Here is a 12,876-nt window from a genome sequence, read left to right on the forward strand (position 1 = left end):
CCAGTTCTCACAGCGTAATTAATCAAAAGAATTCAACCTGTTCGTCAGTTTCCTGAACTCAGTCTTCATTTCAACATTCTGAAATACTACTAACTCAGGTGTCTGCAATTCTGAAATACGATCCAGCATGGCGTTGGCATCCCGCATCAACGCTATCAGACTATGTGCCCCCTGAACGGTTTCATAAGTATTCAGGGCAACCTCATACTCATGTGAGATACCGGATTTAGCGTTCACAATGCGCTGCCTATTCTTGCGCAGGTAATCAGCATACATTCCGGCAGTCCGCACAGTCAGTCCCTGCGCTGCCAGATTTGTTTTGTAAATCCCCCGGTACTTGGCCGGCTCACTATTTATTTTTTCGATAGTCCGCTGAATCAGCTCCTCCTGCTTACGTATAATTTCAGCGATACGCACCAGATAAACATCGTCAATCTTATGTTCATAATTACCATAAAGATTAAGCAGGATACGCAGCAATAATGCGTGCATACCGTAATACCGCTTGGCCATTTCAATATTTTCATTAGCTTCGTCAGTCAGCCGCTGTAATTCAGTAGTGATGAGTTTCACATTGTTGAACACGGAAACAAGCCGTACATCATCATCCCCGGTAACACTGTGAACAAGCGTTTCCACCTGTTCCCGGTCTACCTTCATGCCGACAGACTGCATCTCGCTGAGCAACTGATCAACGAGACCTTCAATACGCTTATCATTTTCCTCTTCACGGATTTCAAGTTCCTTAATTTCCGCATCAATGGAATCTGCATCTTTTTTCCATACTTCCCACTTCTTCACCTTCTTAGGCGCGGCAAGACGTGCGGTCTTAAGCTCTGAAACCCGCTCACGGCAATATCTGGAATCCTTTTGCAATTTGCGGATAGCATCCTTGCTTTCCGACATGCCTGAAATACCTAGCACTTCAATACATTCATCCAGTAAATCATTAATTTTTCCGTCAACACTATCCTTGTCCGCTTCAAGAGGGTTCCATGATGAATCGGGAACGCTGGACCGCAAATCAAGCTCAGATACGGCATCAGAAAGCAAGGGATGAACTTCACCCCAAACAGCCTCTAGAGAGGAAGCCGGAGCAGAAGTCACGAAACACAATAACAAGCCAAGCACAAAAAAAAGGACTCTCACTTGAAACCACCTCTAACTATTCGCAAAAAATCAATCGTCTCCACCGGAATCATCATTTCCGCCGCTATCATTGCTCTCATAATAATCGTCATCATCATTATGCCGATCACGATGCCCGCTACCCCGATTCTTCTTTTTCAATTTCAATACAAGTAAAACAGCTGCAATAATAACTATCAAACTCACCAGACTTTCAAAATCCATACAACCTCCCCGCGTAGAATGATTGGAGCCTCAACAATAACATCTTACAAAAGCAAGTGCTATGCATTAAATACAAAACTTACATTCTCAATACAGAGTACAATTAATGAAACAAAGCCTATCATTTCACCTGAATGTGAATTTTTTCCCGATTATAAACTGAAAATCATATAATACTATAATTTAACACTTCATAACTGGACATCTGTTCAACAGAGGCATATATAACCCGCCGAAGGATAGTGGAATTATGTTCACCTCTACATACTGAACCCTACGACACCGCCTGGACCATCGCCAAAACTCGGCCCTTCGGCAGTGCCCCACCCCGGCTTCACGCTTTACGCATTTCCCGCAAGCCATACTAACCACACCACAGATACGGGATATGCCGGGATAATACTTCAGTATTCATTGTTTTACAGATCTAAGCGAATGGAGAGAAGCTATGACACAATCATTGGCAAAGACTTTTGTGAATACCTTTCTGGGCCATGCCCCGATGTGGTACAAACTGACTATTCTGGCCTTCCTGATCATCAATCCGGTGATTATGGTGACCGCCGGGCCTTTCATTGCCGGATGGGTTCTCATTGCAGAATTCATCTTTACACTGACTATGGCACTGAAGTGTTACCCCCTACCGGCAGGCGGACTGCTGGCCATGGAAGCCGTACTTATCGGGCTGACCACCCCTGAAACCATTTACCACGAAGCACATCATAACTTTGAAGTTATTCTGCTGCTGATCTTCATGGTTGCCGGTATTTACTTCATGAAGGACTTCCTGCAATTCACCTTCACCCGTATTCTGGTCAACGTACGCTCCAAGAAACTGATCTCCCTGCTTTTCTGCTTTGCAGGAGCGTTTCTATCCGCATTCCTTGATGCACTGACAGTCACCGCTGTTATCATGGCCGTGGCATTGGGATTTTACAGCGTTTACCATAAGTATGTTTCAAGCGGCGCGGATAAAGGCTCCCACAGCCTTGATTCCGACCTGCACCTCAAAGAGAAGAACCGCGAAGAACTCAAAGAATTCCGCGGCTTCCTGCGCAACCTGATGATGCACGGTGCTGTCGGTACTGCTCTAGGCGGCGTATGCACCCTCGTCGGTGAGCCCCAGAACCTGCTCATCGGCAGCGAAATGGGTTGGCACTTTATTCCTTTTGCCATCAACGTAGCCCCTGTAACCATGCCTGTTTTTGTAATCGGCATGCTGACCTGCCTTCTGACTGAACAGTTTAAAATTTGCGGATATGGATTCACCCTCCCCGGCAACATTCGCTCCTTCCTTTTTGAGGAAGCCATGCGTCAGGAAGAAAAGCAGGGTCAGGCGGGTAAGGTTAAGCTGATAATTCAAGCCCTCATCGGCGTCTGGCTGATTCTCGCGCTGGCATTCCACCTGGCCGCCGTAGGTATTGTCGGTCTTTCTATCATCGTACTGCTGACCGCCTTCACCGGCGTTATCGAAGAAAGCCGCATCGGCCCCGCATTTGAAGAGGCCCTGCCTTTCACCGCTCTGCTGGTGGTATTCTTCGCTGTCGTTGCCGTTATCCACTCTCAGGAGCTCTTCAAGCCGATTATCTCATACGTACTCAGCATGCAGGGTCAGGCCCAGCTCATGGCCTATTACGTGGCAAACGGGGTGCTCTCCGCCATCTCCGATAACGTATTCGTAGCAACCGTCTACATCTCCGAAACCAAGATGCATTTTGTACAGGTACTCAATGCCATCCCCGGTATCGGCATGACCGGTCAGGAGCTCATGGCCAAACTGACCGACCCCCACGCAGTGCGCGCAGACGTTATCGCCACACTGCCGCAGGCAGCAGGTGCTCAGGTTCAAGCCGCCATGCACCAGTTTGACAAGCTTGCCGTAGCTATCAACACCGGAACCAACATTCCTTCCGTTGCAACTCCCAACGGTCAGGCCGCATTCCTATTCCTGCTGACCAGCGCAGTCGCCCCGGTCATCAGGCTTTCATACGGCAGAATGGTTCTGCTGGCACTGCCCTACACCATCACCATGTCCATCACCGGACTGCTGGCTGTAGACTGGTTCCTGTAAGCCATACACATAGATAGAATCAAAAAAGCGGGTAACCTGAAGATCAGGTTACCCGCTTTTCTTTTATCCCTCTCTGGACATGAAAAAATAAAAAAACTAAAACATAGACACGATCAACATTTAACAACCACAAGATTGCCCATGAATACAGAATTAAAAATAATCGGCCACATCCACTCAACTATCAAGGATAGGGATAATGCCCCCAAGCAAGGCAGCGAAGGCGGCGTAGAAGCTACAGTGGAAATTAGAGAAAAATACAGGGAATCACTGGACGGACTGAAAGAAGGAGCAGACATATTGCTCTTCACCTGGTTCCACAAAGCAGATCGGAGCTATCAGAAAGTTCACCCGCGCGGCGATGAATCACGCCCGAAACGAGGGGTCTTTTCCACCCGTTCCCCGGACAGACCAAATCCCATCGGCCTGCACCCGGTGACCATCACCGCCATTGACGGCTGCAAAATAAAAGTCCGCCCTATGGAAGCCATAGACGGAACACCGCTAGTGGACATAAAAAATGCCCAGCGCTAAACAAATCGAAGAAAATACCACCAGCTTGGCGGCCATAAATTCATAGCCACCCACCATCCCACGGGGCCGGCTACAGAAAGACCGACCCCGCATGGGGTATTCCATCGATACAGGTATCGTGAAATCTCGGGTAGTTACTACCGGGGACGGTAAGTAATTCTGCCGCGAGTAAGATCATAAGGGGAAAGCTCTACAGTAACCTTGTCACCGGGCATAACCCTGATGCGGAATTTACGCATCTTGCCGGAGATGTGAGCCAAAACCTCATGACCGTTTTCAAGCTCTACGCGAAACATTGCGTTAGGGAGAGCTTCTTCCACGGTGCCATTAACTGCAATTCCTTCTTCTTTAGCCAAAATCTTTCCTCTTACTATTGTATGTTCATAAAAAAAGCCCGCATACGCAACTGCGACAGCGGGCTTAATTTTCGATTTTCCCGGATAAAGGGAATATCAAGACTGTCTTTAGGTACAAAATGGCTTTGGTGAAAACCAGCTGTTTTCACCCGCCCAAAGGGGCTTTATACCAAATTGCTACAAATTACCAGCGTCTAGGACGCTCTTCTCTCGGACGGGCTTCATTAACTTTCAAGTTACGGCCACCGAAGTCAGTACCATCAAGGCTTTCGATAGCTTTGATTGCACCATTGTCTTCCATTTCAACAAAACCGAATCCGCGGGGACGGCCTGTTTCACGATCATTGATGAGTTTAACAGAAACCACTTCACCAAATTCTTCAAAAGCTGACCTAACATCTTCCTCAGAAGCACTCCAAGGCAGATTACCCACGTAAATGTTTTTCGACATTTCTCAAAACTCCATAAAAGCGTTAAAACTTAAAACAAACCAGACTAGCCGCCCGCGAACAAAAATTCGTTACGACAAACGCTGCACTCAGAACCCCGCTGAGATACTAGCAATCAACTAAATACCTTAAAGACAATCTACGATATTCGGCTGAAATCCGGTAACCTATTAGCCCCATAACCCGGCAAGGATAAAAGAGCAATAGGCCCGTGCAAAAAAGGTTAAAGAAATATCCTTTTTTGCACGGGCCATTAAGTTCCAATATGGATAAAGCTGCTATTTCTTGAGCCAGCTCATCATTTTGCGGAGCTCACCACCAACCTGCTCAATCTGGTGCTCTTTGCCGATGCGGCGCATTGCACTGAAGTGAGCCTTGCCGGTCATATTCTCAGCGATGAATTCTCTAGCGAACTCACCCTGCTGGATTTCCTTGAGGATTTTTTTCATTTCCTTGCGGCTTTCCTCGTTGATAACACGGGGACCACGAGTAAGGTCACCGTACTCAGCAGTATCAGAGATGGAATCACGCATCTTGGCAAGACCACCTTCATAAATGAGGTCGATGATCAGTTTGCACTCATGCAGGCACTCAAAGTAAGCGATTTCAGGCTTGTAGCCAGCTTCAACGAGGGTTTCAAAACCGGCTTTAATCAGCTCGGAGAGACCGCCGCAGAGAACTGCCTGCTCACCAAAAAGGTCGGTTTCGGTTTCTTCGCGGAAAGTGGTCTGCAATACGCCGGAACGGGTCGCGCCGATACCTTTTGCGTAAGCAAGAGCGATGTCAAAAGCTTTACCGGAAGCATCCTGATCAACAGCGATGATTGCGGGAACAGCTCCGCCTTCAGTGTAGGTGCGGCGTACGAGATGACCGGGTCCCTTGGGAGCGGCCATGATAACGTCAACGTCCGCAGGAGCGGCGATCTGTTCGAAATGAATATTAAAACCGTGACCGAAAGCAAGAACGTTGCCGGGCTTAAGGTTGGGTGCGATGTCGTTCTTGTAGACTTCAGCCTGAACCTGGTCGGGCAGAAGGATCATGATAAGATCGGCCTGCGCTGAAGCTTCAGCAGCACTGACAGGTTCGAAACCGTGTTCTTTGGCAAGCTCGTAGTTTGCGCCGCCGGGACGCTGACCAACGACAACTTTAACACCGGAATCACGAAGGTTCTGTGCATGGGCATGGCCCTGGCTACCGTAACCGATGATGGCAACTGTCTTGTCTTTGAGCAGACCCAGATCAGCGTCATTTTCATAATAAACTTTCATTGCTTTCTCCTGATTTTTCTCTTTAATTCAGACACGAAACTCGCGAATAGTTTCCCGGCAGCTCGCCTTGAAAAAAGCCAGCCGGAGGGCACTCCTGTGCCGAAATGTTGATGAAATTTTTTTTACCTAAACTTGCAGAGCACGCTTCATGGCTACGGTGCCTGTGCGGGCGACTTCCTTAATACCGAACCGACCCAGAAGATTGATCAAAGCTTCAATTTTGCCATGATCGCCAGTGACTTCAATGGACAGTTCGTCCACGCTGACATCAACAACCTTGCAGCGAAAGATATCTACAATACGTAGAATTTCAGCACGCTTGGCGTCTTCGGCATTAACCTTGATCAGTACCATCTCCCGTTCCACCGAGCTATGCTCGATAAGATCCACGACCTTGATAACAGTGACCAGCTTGCGGAGCTGCTTTACAATCTGCTCCACAATATGCTCGTCGCCTATGGTTGTGATGGTCATATGGGAAACTCCCTCCTCAAGGGTGGGAGCAACGTTGAGTGATTCAATGTTGAATCCTCGCCCGCTGAACAGTCCTGCAACTCTGGAAAGAACCCCGGGCTCGTTTTCAACTGTCACGGATAAAGTATGTCTCATTACTTCCTCCTAAACGAGCAGCATTTCGGTTAATGAAGCACCGGCGGGAACCATGGGATACACGTTCTCCTGCGGATCTACACGGACATCGATGATGGTGGGCTTTCCGTTGGAAAAAGCTTCCTTGAGCATCGGTTCGAGGTCTTTTTCTTCAGTAACCCTGTAACCGGCGGCTCCGTATGCTTCGGCAAGTTTTACGAAGTCCGGCTGGGCATCCATACAGGTTTCACTGTAGTTGCAATTGTAAAAAAGCTCCTGCCACTGGCGGACCATTCCGAGATAGCCGTTATTCAAGATAACAATTTTTACGGGAAGGTTGTTGCAGACAGCCGTCATCATTTCCTGAATATTCATCTGAATAGAACCGTCACCGGCAATATTCACCACAAGCTTGTCCGGGAAGGCCATCTGAGCACCGATAGCTGCGGGAAAACCGAAGCCCATGGTTCCGAGACCACCTGATGAAAGGAATGATTTGGAGCGTTTAAACTTATAGAACTGTGCGGCCCACATCTGGTTCTGGCCCACTTCAGTAGCGACAATAGCTTCGCCTTTGCTTATTTCGTAGACTTTCTCCACGACACGCTGAGGCTTGATGTAATCGGTATCGCTCTTTTTATAACGCAGAGGATGAGTTTCGGACCATTCCTGAACCTGTCTGACCCATACGGCGTGGGCAACTTCCCAGTCAATGGAATCAAGATTCGGTTCCATTTCACTCTTTAATGCAGACAGTGCGCTTTTACAGTCAGCGACCAGAGGCACGTGTACGGCTACGTTCTTCTGAATTGAAGTGGGGTCAATATCGATGTGAACAAGAGTGGCTTTAGGGGCAAATGTGCTGACCTTACCGGTAACACGGTCATCGAACCTCGCCCCGATTGCCAGGACGAGGTCCGCGTTATTTATTGCCATGTTTGCGGCGTAGGTGCCGTGCATTCCCAGCATCCCCAGCCAAAGGGGATCATCTCCGGGAAAGGCGCCCAGCCCCATAAGGGTAGCGGTCACCGGAATGTTCAGGCTCTTGGCGAGCCATGTCAATTCATCCTCAGCTCCAGAGCTGATAACCCCTCCGCCGGCATAAATCAAGGGCCTTTCTGCGCCTTCGATCAATTTCGCGACTTTTTTAATCTGCCGCGCATGCGGTGTCAGATTCGGGTTATAGCTCCGTAGCGACACATCCTCAGGCCATTCGAACTCAAATTTCTGCTGCATAATATCTTTAGGCAGGTCAACCAGAACCGGGCCGGGACGTCCGGTGCGGGCCAGATAAAAGGCCTGTCGGACAGTGTAGGCAAGGTCTTTGATGTCCTTTACCAAGTAATTATGCTTCGTGCAGGGACGGGTGATTCCTACGATATCCACTTCCTGAAACGCATCGTTTCCGATCAGCGGAGTGGGAACCTGCCCGGTGAAAATAACCACCGGGATTGAATCCATGTACGCCGTTGCTATGCCGGTAACAGTGTTGGTCGCTCCGGGACCTGATGTCACGAGGCAGACTCCTACATCGCCGGTGGCGCGTGCATAGCCGTCCGCAGCATGGATTGCACCCTGTTCGTGCCTTACAAGTATGTGCTTAAACGGATAATTGGGCAATTCGTCGTAAATATCAATAACGGCTCCACCTGGGAATCCGAATACGACGTCCACACCCTCCTTTTTCAGACATTCAAGAAATATCTGAGCTCCGGTGAGCTCCATGGCTACCCTCCCTTATTTATGCTTGTCGAGCAAAGCTTGCAGCTTTGTCTTTCCAGCGAGTTTTTTCTTTTTCAATTCTTTAACTTCCTGAGTCTCAGTTTCACTCAGGTAGCTCTTGGCTTCCATTTTATCGATGAGTTTCTTGTATTCGTTGTGCTGATTCCATAGAGCGTTAATTTCGCTGTCCTGGCCCACTAGCTGCTCGATCTGATCAATGTCTCTCTGTTCCATTTGAAACTCCTTTTTGCAACGGTTTGCAACTCAGGCGCGGGCAGGGATTATCCCTTCCCAGCGCGGTTCAACATCGGACTCCACCAGTAAAACCTTTTTACGGTTGGTATGTCCTGATGCAATGGAAATATTTCTCTTTTTTAGACCCAAACGGGTCGCGACAAATAGGGCAAGAGCCTTGTTGGCTTTGTTATCCACAGCGGGCGCGTTTATACGCACGCGCACACTGTCCTGATACTCCCCGGTAACACCCTCATTCCTGGCACCGGGCTGCACCCATACGGAGACCCTCCACGAACCATGTCCGCAGGGTCTGATGTAAGAGGGGAGTTCAGTAATAACTTCGTTCACTTGGCTTTTTTGAAGAATTTAAGTTTGGATTCGATGGCTTCAACCTTCTCGACTTCGGGATCACCGATCTCCAAAGTTTTGAGATGAGATTCAAGCAGAGCCTTCAGCTCAACTTCAAAACGGGTTCTTTGCCGTTTCAACTCATTAATATCCTCATGGATCTGAGCCAGCCTGTTGTGGGCCTGCTGCAAAATCACCTCCGCCCTTGAATGGGCTTCGTTGATGATTAGCTCGGCCTCTTTTCTTGCAGTGGCTTTGAGATCGTCCACCATCTTCTGGGTGGTCATCAGGGTATCGCGCAGGGTTTCTTCACGCTGACGAAACTCGATGATGGTATTCTCTCTCCGGGAAACCATTTTCTGAAGCTGCTTTTTTTCATCAGCAGCGGTACCCAGAACATCCGCAAGTTCAACCATCAGCTGGTCCACTTCGCTCTTGGAGTACCCGAACAGGGATTTAGAGAACTTTTTATTAAGCAAGTCGATTTTTGAAAGACTCATGCCCACCTCCGGCATTACATACCATAAGCGAGTCTGGTGAGATTGCCCACCAGAGCTATGTCGATCATCTGGATAGCCAAAAGAACGACAATGGGTGAAAGATCAAATCCACCGATATTTACAAAGGGAAGATACTGGCGCACTTTGGCGAAAACAGGCTCTGTTACGCTGCGCAGAAATTTGACAATGGGATTGTAAGGATCAGGATTGACCCAAGTAATCAGGGCGGAAATGATAACCACCCACATATAGAGATTAAGAACAAGCGAAAGGACCTTCGCCACGGCAAGAATCACGTAATCCATTTAACATACTCCTAACGGGCTGGATCAGAAGCGGTGGCTTCCGATCTTGACTATAAATTGGCACAGCAGGATTCAAGAATCAACTGTTTTTCCAAATTTACCTGAATTCTATTAAATATAAGAACGCTGGTTGCAGGAGAAAGCAGGAAAATCAAGCCCTGAAGATTTCCCCCTGCCCTTTCGTACTGATTTAAATAAACTTTTGCTGACCGCAACCGCAACCGGCCCAAACATCATTCCGGGCCTTTTCCAGCAGGTTACAAAGAGTCCAGTAACTATCCACATGAAAACGGGCATTGAGTGTCGGGCTGCGATAGGCCCAGAACTCAACTCCTGCACGCTCGGCGCAGCTTTCATCCACCCAGGTATCACCGATATAGACAACCTCTTCAGGTTTCATATTCCATTTATCGAGAATGTAGTGAACGCCTTCAGGGTGCGGCTTACTGTTGGGTAATGTGGTCGAAGTGACCATGGGCGAAAAAAAGCCCTCAATATCAAATTTTTGCAGAACCAACGGCAGAGTATCGGTACGGTTGGTATTGATACCCATACGAATATTGTGGGTTCTCAGCCATTCGAGCAAACGAGATAATCCATCTTCAACCTGAATGTAGTTGATGCCTTCTTTCAGCAACGGATCGGAACAGAACTCAAAAGCCTGTTCATGAATCTCTTTGGGCAAGATTTGTTTTAATGATTCCGCATGGGTGTGGGCATGGACAAATTTCTCTTCATCAGCGGTCATGGGATCAAGATCAAATTTTTCTTTGAACTTGTTGTAGTACCACTTATTGGATTCAAAGGAATTGATCAAGACCCCGTCGCAATCAAAAATTACACCTTTGATTTCCTTAACCACCTCGGGAGGTGTTACCGGGCTGATATGTATGGATTCCATATAATTTCTCTCTACTTATCGTTTGCATTAAGGACAACGGTAAACTGCCGGTCAAGCCACGGCCTGTCTTCGGGCAGTCCGGAAAGATCCAGCAGCTTCCACGCCTTTTCGCGAAGCACCAGAGCCTTATCCGCTAGCAATCCTTCTTTTTCATAAAATTCTATATCACGGTCCCGCCAAAGAGAAACAGCATCGACATCATCGGTGACCAGCACGGAATTTTCCGGCAGCAGCAGGGCAAATCCTTCAAGAACTTTCTTCCACGGCAACTGCAAATCACCACCGCCCATACCGGGCAGATTAGCCATCAAACCGCCAAGAGCCATGGCTTTGCGATCATCCTCGCTATCAACATCCAGACCGAGGCTCTCCCCGAACCCGGCCCACTTGTCATTCAAATTCTTTTCAAGAGATCCAAGCTCAAGGTGCTTTTCTTCGTAAGCATAACAAAGTGCCAGCACGACCTGATTCTGAATCCGTGCCTCTTCATCACTTTTATCTTCTACGTCAGGGGCAATACGAGCTGCGAGCTCAGTATGAATAGCTGAAGTCCGCTCTCCGAACTGATCTTTGTCATTGGACTGAGGGTTGGCGATAAACTTGAACATATCACCAAGACTTTCACCGTAGCTGATAAAATCATCAACCATACGCTTGCAGGTCACGGGTTCTACAGGCAGGTTTTCCGGACGGTAAGCAGGAACTTCGCCTGCCGCTTCCCGGTCGATGCCCGGATCAAAAACCAAAGCACCCTCAACCTTTTCCTCGATCAGTTGCTCATGCATTTGCGGAAAATATATCAACACAGCAGGACTCCTTTTTATCTAAATTTCTATTCCTTACGCGGCTTGAAACGGCTGCACACGCCATCACATTCCGGCAATTCGAACAGGCAGACTCGGTCATGTATCGCTGCACAAAAACCACCGTCCTCTTCCTCGCACGGAAACATCTTGCGACACACCACTGTGGATTTCAAGTGTTCTTCTATTCTTTGTTCCCAGAGATCGCCGAAAGCCTTTGCATCAAGATTGAAATTTTCAGCCTGCAACAAAAGCTTATCGTACTCACCTTCCAGATCAATCATGACCTTGCAGCGGTACTGCCGATTATATCCGGGATTAAGATTCTCCTCAAAGAGACACCTTCCATTCTTATATAACCGGCACATGTGCCCCGGCATTCTAGTCACTTTAGCCAAACAATTTACCTCCGGGAAACCCCGGCCAGCGGCCTGAAACTGTTAAACATTCAAAGGAAGAATTATGTACGCATCGCTATTTTGTAAAGATCAAAAATATAAATTTTCCGTGTCGTTCCGAGATAAGAAGACATTCTTGACCTAAGAGCAAGGCCCGTGTAAAAGTTCATTACTATCTAGCATTGGAGGATTAAAATGTTCGGTTTAGGTATAACAGAGATTCTTTTAATTTTGGGTATCATCATCCTGATTTTCGGAGCTAAAAAACTTCCTGAAGTAGGAAGTGGACTGGGCCGCGCAATTCAGAATTTTAAAAAGGCAAGCAGCGAATCTGATGAAATTGATGTAACACCGTCAAAGGACAAAGATAAAGAAGCATAGACTTCTTCAAAAACTTGCTTGATTTTTTGTAGGTACATACCTGCAAGATCCCCGGTTTGCTTTGCGATCCGGGGTTTTATTATGCCCCTTTCTCCACTTCGTCTGCAAACATGAGCAGCCCCCGCCTGAGATAAATGGCACCGGAAATAAAAGTGAAGACAGCGGTAACAATCTCCAGCCACGGACGCATAAAGCTCACATCCAGCCTGAAGGCCAGCCCGGAAAGTACGGAAAAGATAACCAGCAGTTGCAGCGCAGTAGTAATCTTACTGGTCCAAAGGGGATCAATCCTCTTCTCCACTTCCACTCCATAAAATTTAAGCAGAAACAGACCGCCGACAATAATCAGATCACGGGAAACGGCAAGGACAGTCAGCCAGACAGGAACTACTCCCTGTGCAGAAAGACAGATAAAGGAAGTTACCAGCAGGATTTTATCAGCAAGGGGATCAATCATGGCCCCGAACTCAGTGCGCTGTTTCATTACCCGGGCCAGAAAACCGTCCAGACCATCTGAAATCCCGGCAACCATGAACAACAGCCATGCCGCAAGGAAATTGCTGTCGAGATATGCAATCACAAATCCCGGAGTCAGCAATATCCTGAAGATGGTTATGAGATTGGGTATGGTCCAGATTCTCCGGCTCGGCACGGTCCTTCCT

General features: G+C 47.9%; 18 protein-coding genes. 3 read left to right on the plus strand and 15 right to left on the minus strand.

The genetic code is table 11. The features are described 5' to 3' along the window. Nucleotides 1–18: 18 nt before the first annotated feature. Both FMS18_RS03675 and FMS18_RS03680 read right to left on the minus strand, forming a co-directional pair. Nucleotides 19–1,149, minus strand: a complete 1,131-nt coding sequence (locus FMS18_RS03675) for a hypothetical protein (RefSeq protein WP_163292401.1) — start codon at nucleotides 1,147–1,149, stop codon at nucleotides 19–21. Nucleotides 1,150–1,179: 30 nt separating this feature from the next. Further along, nucleotides 1,180–1,353: a hypothetical protein gene (locus tag FMS18_RS03680; RefSeq protein WP_163292402.1), complete on the minus strand. Its 174-nt coding sequence runs from the start codon at nucleotides 1,351–1,353 to the stop codon at nucleotides 1,180–1,182. Between the two features lie 448 nt (nucleotides 1,354–1,801). On the opposite strand from FMS18_RS03680, the gene nhaB reads away from it, so the two are divergent. Then, nucleotides 1,802–3,424 (plus strand): sodium/proton antiporter NhaB, encoded by a 1,623-nt coding sequence (gene nhaB, locus FMS18_RS03685; RefSeq protein ID WP_163292403.1) that lies wholly within the window; start codon nucleotides 1,802–1,804, stop codon nucleotides 3,422–3,424. A gap of 141 nt (nucleotides 3,425–3,565) precedes the next feature. Then, the gene (tsaA, locus tag FMS18_RS03690; RefSeq protein WP_163292404.1) at nucleotides 3,566–3,958 is read left to right on the plus strand and encodes a tRNA (N6-threonylcarbamoyladenosine(37)-N6)-methyltransferase TrmO; all 393 of its coding nucleotides are present in this window, start codon (nucleotides 3,566–3,568) and stop codon (nucleotides 3,956–3,958) included. Nucleotides 3,959–4,095: 137 nt separating this feature from the next. Here tsaA and infA read toward each other — a convergent pair whose 3' ends face one another. The 12 genes from infA to FMS18_RS03750 all read right to left on the minus strand — a co-directional run bounded on the left by infA (nucleotide 4,096) and on the right by FMS18_RS03750 (nucleotide 11,824). Beyond that, nucleotides 4,096–4,314, minus strand: a complete 219-nt coding sequence (infA, locus tag FMS18_RS03695) for a translation initiation factor IF-1 (protein ID WP_027722537.1) — start codon at nucleotides 4,312–4,314, stop codon at nucleotides 4,096–4,098. A gap of 184 nt (nucleotides 4,315–4,498) precedes the next feature. Further along, complete coding sequence (locus FMS18_RS03700) at nucleotides 4,499–4,765, minus strand: RNA-binding protein (protein WP_163292405.1); 267 nt, start codon at nucleotides 4,763–4,765, stop codon at nucleotides 4,499–4,501. A gap of 276 nt (nucleotides 4,766–5,041) precedes the next feature. Beyond that, the gene (gene ilvC / locus FMS18_RS03705) at nucleotides 5,042–6,031 is read right to left on the minus strand and encodes a ketol-acid reductoisomerase (protein WP_163292406.1); all 990 of its coding nucleotides are present in this window, start codon (nucleotides 6,029–6,031) and stop codon (nucleotides 5,042–5,044) included. 126 nt (nucleotides 6,032–6,157) lie between these two features. Next, entirely contained in the window at nucleotides 6,158–6,640 is a 483-nt protein-coding gene (gene ilvN / locus FMS18_RS03710; protein ID WP_163292407.1) for an acetolactate synthase small subunit, read from the minus strand. Nucleotides 6,641–6,649: 9 nt separating this feature from the next. Continuing rightward, nucleotides 6,650–8,344: a biosynthetic-type acetolactate synthase large subunit gene (gene ilvB / locus FMS18_RS03715; protein ID WP_163292408.1), complete on the minus strand. Its 1,695-nt coding sequence runs from the start codon at nucleotides 8,342–8,344 to the stop codon at nucleotides 6,650–6,652. A 12-nt stretch (nucleotides 8,345–8,356) separates the two neighbouring features. Continuing rightward, nucleotides 8,357–8,575, minus strand: a complete 219-nt coding sequence (locus FMS18_RS03720) for a DUF465 domain-containing protein (protein ID WP_163292409.1) — start codon at nucleotides 8,573–8,575, stop codon at nucleotides 8,357–8,359. 30 nt (nucleotides 8,576–8,605) lie between these two features. Further along, nucleotides 8,606–8,926, minus strand: a complete 321-nt coding sequence (locus tag FMS18_RS20630) for a DUF167 domain-containing protein (RefSeq protein ID WP_163292410.1) — start codon at nucleotides 8,924–8,926, stop codon at nucleotides 8,606–8,608. Then, nucleotides 8,923–9,426, minus strand: coding sequence for a DivIVA domain-containing protein (locus FMS18_RS03730; protein ID WP_163292411.1), 504 nt, complete (start codon nucleotides 9,424–9,426; stop codon nucleotides 8,923–8,925). The genes FMS18_RS20630 and FMS18_RS03730 overlap by 4 nt, the downstream gene beginning before the upstream one ends. Nucleotides 9,427–9,440: 14 nt before the next feature. Next, nucleotides 9,441–9,731, minus strand: a complete 291-nt coding sequence (locus FMS18_RS03735; protein WP_163292412.1) for a YggT family protein — start codon at nucleotides 9,729–9,731, stop codon at nucleotides 9,441–9,443. A 190-nt stretch (nucleotides 9,732–9,921) separates the two neighbouring features. Then, nucleotides 9,922–10,632, minus strand: coding sequence for an HAD family hydrolase (locus FMS18_RS03740; protein WP_163292413.1), 711 nt, complete (start codon nucleotides 10,630–10,632; stop codon nucleotides 9,922–9,924). Nucleotides 10,633–10,643: 11 nt separating this feature from the next. After that, the gene (locus FMS18_RS03745) at nucleotides 10,644–11,438 is read right to left on the minus strand and encodes a hypothetical protein (protein ID WP_163292414.1); all 795 of its coding nucleotides are present in this window, start codon (nucleotides 11,436–11,438) and stop codon (nucleotides 10,644–10,646) included. A gap of 26 nt (nucleotides 11,439–11,464) precedes the next feature. Beyond that, entirely contained in the window at nucleotides 11,465–11,824 is a 360-nt protein-coding gene (locus FMS18_RS03750) for a hypothetical protein (RefSeq protein WP_368854147.1), read from the minus strand. Nucleotides 11,825–12,028: 204 nt separating this feature from the next. Here FMS18_RS03750 and FMS18_RS03755 point away from each other — a divergent pair, with 204 nt between their 5' ends. Then, nucleotides 12,029–12,214: a twin-arginine translocase TatA/TatE family subunit gene (locus tag FMS18_RS03755; protein ID WP_163292416.1), complete on the plus strand. Its 186-nt coding sequence runs from the start codon at nucleotides 12,029–12,031 to the stop codon at nucleotides 12,212–12,214. Nucleotides 12,215–12,293: 79 nt separating this feature from the next. On the opposite strand, the gene FMS18_RS03760 is transcribed toward FMS18_RS03755, so the two are convergent. Next, nucleotides 12,294–12,866, minus strand: coding sequence for a CDP-alcohol phosphatidyltransferase family protein (locus FMS18_RS03760; protein ID WP_163292417.1), 573 nt, complete (start codon nucleotides 12,864–12,866; stop codon nucleotides 12,294–12,296). Nucleotides 12,867–12,876: the final 10 nt, after the last annotated feature.

Origin of the sequence: Desulfovibrio sp. JC022 (assembly GCF_010470665.1) — a bacterium.
Taxonomy (GTDB): Bacteria; Desulfobacterota; Desulfovibrionia; order Desulfovibrionales; family Desulfovibrionaceae; genus Maridesulfovibrio.

Bases quoted from the DNA above. Each gene is read 5' to 3' on its own strand.
- ilvC (WP_163292406.1), bottom strand. From the start codon at position 6,031: ATGAAAGTTTATTATGAAAATGACGCTGATCTGGGTCTGCTCAAAGAC.
- FMS18_RS03730 (WP_163292411.1), bottom strand. From the start codon at position 9,426: ATGAGTCTTTCAAAAATCGACTTGCTTAATAAAAAGTTCTCTAAATCC.
- tsaA (WP_163292404.1), top strand. From the start codon at position 3,566: ATGAATACAGAATTAAAAATAATCGGCCACATCCACTCAACTATCAAG.
- nhaB (WP_163292403.1), top strand. From the start codon at position 1,802: ATGACACAATCATTGGCAAAGACTTTTGTGAATACCTTTCTGGGCCAT.
- FMS18_RS03740 (WP_163292413.1), bottom strand. From the start codon at position 10,632: ATGGAATCCATACATATCAGCCCGGTAACACCTCCCGAGGTGGTTAAG.
- FMS18_RS03720 (WP_163292409.1), bottom strand. From the start codon at position 8,575: ATGGAACAGAGAGACATTGATCAGATCGAGCAGCTAGTGGGCCAGGAC.
- FMS18_RS03700 (WP_163292405.1), bottom strand. From the start codon at position 4,765: ATGTCGAAAAACATTTACGTGGGTAATCTGCCTTGGAGTGCTTCTGAG.
- FMS18_RS03735 (WP_163292412.1), bottom strand. From the start codon at position 9,731: ATGGATTACGTGATTCTTGCCGTGGCGAAGGTCCTTTCGCTTGTTCTT.
- ilvN (WP_163292407.1), bottom strand. From the start codon at position 6,640: ATGAGACATACTTTATCCGTGACAGTTGAAAACGAGCCCGGGGTTCTT.
- ilvB (WP_163292408.1), bottom strand. From the start codon at position 8,344: ATGGAGCTCACCGGAGCTCAGATATTTCTTGAATGTCTGAAAAAGGAG.
- FMS18_RS03755 (WP_163292416.1), top strand. From the start codon at position 12,029: ATGTTCGGTTTAGGTATAACAGAGATTCTTTTAATTTTGGGTATCATC.
- FMS18_RS03680 (WP_163292402.1), bottom strand. From the start codon at position 1,353: ATGGATTTTGAAAGTCTGGTGAGTTTGATAGTTATTATTGCAGCTGTT.